Source organism: Alkalihalophilus lindianensis, from assembly GCF_032843265.1.
GTDB classification, from domain to species: domain Bacteria; phylum Bacillota; class Bacilli; order Bacillales; family Bacillaceae_D; genus Alkalihalophilus; species Alkalihalophilus lindianensis.
The window spans coordinates 1-262 of the sequence record NZ_JAWJBA010000507.1 but is presented as its reverse complement, the minus strand read 5'-3'; the positions used below and the strand labels follow the sequence as shown (position 1 = coordinate 262).

1 pseudogene is annotated in these 262 nt (G+C 31.7%); it reads right to left on the bottom strand.

The window, feature by feature from the left end:
• Nucleotides 1-262: pseudogene (locus RYX56_RS23215) on the bottom strand (hypothetical protein); the annotation flags it as partial.

Sequence of the window (262 nt, the reverse complement as noted above, 5' to 3'; positions counted from 1 at the left end):
AAATTCTTCAGCACTGTCCCCAAAACGAAATGCATTTTGATTCAAAATAAAAAGTGGAAAAAAAAGGGCTATAAGAACTGAAGGCATCCAATTTAAATATAACCTTGAAATTTTGTAAGCAAAGAAAATATTAGTAAACATTGCAATGCTTTCTAAAATATATACACCCAAAAAGGTTGTATGAGAAACAGTATAAGCGAAAGCATGTAAACTGTATAGCAACGGGCCTTTTTGTTCAAAAAGATCCCGATAAGGGACTAAT